Origin of the sequence: Acinetobacter sp. 3657 (assembly GCF_031456775.1) — a bacterium.
Classification (GTDB): Bacteria; Pseudomonadota; Gammaproteobacteria; order Pseudomonadales; family Moraxellaceae; genus Acinetobacter.
The window spans coordinates 1-2,998 of record NZ_JAVDVH010000029.1 but is presented as its reverse complement, the minus strand read 5'-3'; the positions used below and the strand labels follow the sequence as shown (position 1 = coordinate 2,998).

The window sequence follows — 2,998 nt, the reverse complement described above, 5'->3', positions numbered from 1 at the left end:
CATGGCGAAAGTTGAACAAAACGTAGGTCTCGTTGAAAAGCTGGTTGCCGTTGATCGTGTAGCCATAGGTGTTAAGGGTGGTCGTATCTTCTCTTTCACAGCATTAACTGTTGTGGGTGATGGTAATGGGCGCGTAGGTTTTGGTCGTGGTAAAGCACGTGAAGTTCCAGCTGCTATCTCTAAGGCACTTGAAGCTGCTCGTCGCAACATGATTACTGTAGACCTTGCGGGGACTACTTTACAGCACCCTGTGAATGCTCGTCATGGTGCAAGCCGTGTATACATGCAGCCTGCTTCTGAAGGTACTGGCGTAATTGCTGGTGGCGCGATGCGTGCTGTTCTTGAAGCTGCTGGTGTACATAACGTACTTGCTAAATGTTACGGTTCTACTAATGCTGCTAACGTAGTAAACGCGACTTTCAAAGGTTTGCGTGATATGACTTCTCCTGAGAAAGTCGCTGCGAAACGTGGTAAATCAGTAGAAGAAATTCAAGGGTAATCAATCATGAAAACGATTAAAGTTACCCAGACTAAATCTTCTTCGCATCGTTTAAAAAATCATAAACTTTGCCTACAGGGTTTAGGTCTGCGTCGTATTGGTCATACTGTAGAAGTGCAAGATACGCCTTCTAACCGTGGTATGGTCAACAAAGTTTACTATATGGTTAGTGTAGAGGAATAAGCCATGACTCTGCGTTTAAATGAACTTGCACCAGCAGAAGGTGCTAAGCGTGACAACCGTCGTTTAGGCCGTGGTATTGGTTCAGGCGTTGGTAAGACTGGTGGCCGTGGTGTCAAAGGTCAAAAATCACGTAAAAGCGGTGGTACTCGTCCAGGCTTTGAAGGTGGTCAAACAGCACTTTATCGTCGTTTGCCAAAATTCGGCTTCACTAGCCAAATTGCTTTGAAAACTGCTGAAGTACGTTTGTCTGAGTTGAATAAAGTGGAAGGTGATGTAGTTAGCCTTGAAACTTTAAAAGCTGCGAATGTAGTTCGTCGTGACCAAATTCGTGCTCGCATCGTGCTTTCAGGTGAAATCACTCGCGCGTTCACTGTACAAGGTGTTACGTTGACTAAAGGCGCTAAAGCTGCTGTTGAAGCAGCTGGCGGTAAGGTCGAGGAGTAATCTCGAGTGTCTATGACTCCTAGTTCTTCAGGTCATGTTAACATGATGAAAGGCCAACCATTTCATGTGAAATACCGTGAAATTATTCGTCGATTAATGTTCTTGATTGGCGCGTTGTTGGTCTTTCGACTAGGAGCGCATATTCCGTTGCCAGGCATTGACAGTGTGGCACTAGCGAGCTTTTTTAAGGCTAATGAAGGTACCTTCTTAGGCTTATTTAATATGTTCTCTGGTGGCGCATTGGAGCGCATGTCAATTTTAGCGTTAGGGATTATGCCGTACATTTCTGCATCGATTATTGTGCAGTTGATGTCTACGGTGGTTCCTTCGTTAGAAGCTTTGAAAAAAGAAGGCGAGCAAGGCAAACGTAAAATCAATCAATACACGCGTTACGGCACCTTATTTCTTGCACTCGTGCAGGGTATAGGGATGTGTGCTGGTTTGATTAGTCAGGGTATTACTTTGACATCAGGCTTGGCATTCTATGTTCCAGCAGTGACTTCGCTTGTTGCAGGAACAATGTTTTTGATGTGGTTGGGAGAACAGATTACCGAACGTGGTGTTGGTAATGGTATCTCAATGATCATTTTTGCAGGTATTGTGGCTGGTTTGCCAAATCTTGTAATTCAGTCGTTCTCGTCTGTTCAGAATGGTCAAGGTAGTTTAATCGGATTAGCTGTCTTCGGTTTATTATCGTTAGCAGTTCTCGCAGCGATTGTGTTTATTGAAAAAGCACAACGTCGTATTCCAGTGAACTATGCTCAAAAACAACAAGGTCGTCGGGTATTTACTGCACAGCAAACGCATTTGCCATTAAAAATTAATATGGCGGGTGTTATTCCAGCGATTTTCGCAAGCTCACTGTTATTATTTCCAGCGAGTTTGGGGCAATGGTTAGGGAGTGCTGATCCAAATGCAGGGATTGTAAAACGTAGTCTGCAAGACTTGGCATTGGTGTTATCGCCTGGACAGCCGTTGTATTTGATGCTCTTTGGCGGGTTAATTATTTTCTTCTGTTATTTCTATACGGCACTCGTTTTTAGTCCGAAAGAAGTTTCAGAGAATCTAAAACGTAGCGGAGCATATGTGCCTGGTATCCGTCCAGGTGAGCAAACGGCTCGTTATTTAGATCATATTCTTAACCGTTTGACGTTTATTGGTGCAATTTACATTACCGTGGTGTGTTTAATGCCAATGGTTCTGCAAAGTTCGTTTGGTATTCCATTCCATTTGGGTGGGACATCATTGTTGATTGTTGTTGTCGTAGTCATGGATTTCATGGCACAACTTCAAGCACACCTTACTTCGCATCAATATGACAATCAAACGTTAATGAGAAAAACGACTGCTCATCCGAAGGGATAAGCGCACTTAGAGGTTTCATCATGAAAGTACAAGCTTCTGTAAAGAAAATTTGTGGTAGCTGTAAAGTTATCCGTCGTAATGGGGTTATTCGCGTAATTTGTAGCGCAGAACCTCGTCATAAGCAGCGTCAAGGTTAATTTAATTAAGACCTGTTGATTTCAGTAGGCTAATTAGGTTATTATCCGCCCCTCAAGATTTTTGTGGGGCGGTTGATTATCTCTGCTGCCTTTTTGGAGAAAAGTGAATGGCTCGTATTGCCGGTGTAAACATTCCGGATAACAAGCATGCTGTTATCTCCCTCACGTATATTTTTGGTGTCGGCCGCCATACAGCTAAGAATATCTTAGCTGCTGTTGGTATTGCTGGAACTACAAAAATCCGTGAGTTGGACGATGCACAGCTTGATGCGATTCGTGCAGAAGTTGCTAAGGTTCCAACCGAAGGTGATTTACGTCGCGAAATTTCCATGAACATTAAACGTTTAATGGATTTAGGCTGCTACCGTGG

The 2,998-nt window shown here is 43.6% G+C and carries 6 protein-coding genes; all 6 read left to right on the top strand.

Annotation, left to right across the window (positions count from 1 at the left end; genetic code table 11):
- Position 1 precedes the first annotated feature (1 nt).
- Positions 2 to 499, top strand: a complete 498-nt coding sequence (gene rpsE / locus J2Y37_RS15780) for a 30S ribosomal protein S5 (protein ID WP_349033410.1) — start codon at positions 2 to 4, stop codon at positions 497 to 499.
- 3 nt (positions 500 to 502) lie between these two features.
- The gene (rpmD, locus tag J2Y37_RS15775; protein WP_349033413.1) at positions 503 to 682 is read left to right on the top strand and encodes a 50S ribosomal protein L30; all 180 of its coding nucleotides are present in this window, start codon (positions 503 to 505) and stop codon (positions 680 to 682) included.
- A gap of 9 nt (positions 683 to 691) precedes the next feature.
- Entirely contained in the window at positions 692 to 1,126 is a 435-nt protein-coding gene (gene rplO / locus J2Y37_RS15770; protein WP_349033412.1) for a 50S ribosomal protein L15, read from the top strand.
- Positions 1,127 to 1,168: 42 nt separating this feature from the next.
- Entirely contained in the window at positions 1,169 to 2,491 is a 1,323-nt protein-coding gene (gene secY, locus J2Y37_RS15765; protein WP_349033411.1) for a preprotein translocase subunit SecY, read from the top strand.
- Between the two features lie 20 nt (positions 2,492 to 2,511).
- Positions 2,512 to 2,628 carry a 50S ribosomal protein L36 gene (gene rpmJ / locus J2Y37_RS15760; protein ID WP_000867907.1) on the top strand — a complete coding sequence of 39 codons (117 nt, stop codon included), beginning with the start codon at positions 2,512 to 2,514 and terminating at the stop codon, positions 2,626 to 2,628.
- Between the two features lie 107 nt (positions 2,629 to 2,735).
- Positions 2,736 to 2,998 (top strand): 30S ribosomal protein S13 (gene rpsM / locus J2Y37_RS15755; protein ID WP_349033409.1); only part of this gene is annotated, 263 nt, incomplete at its 3' end.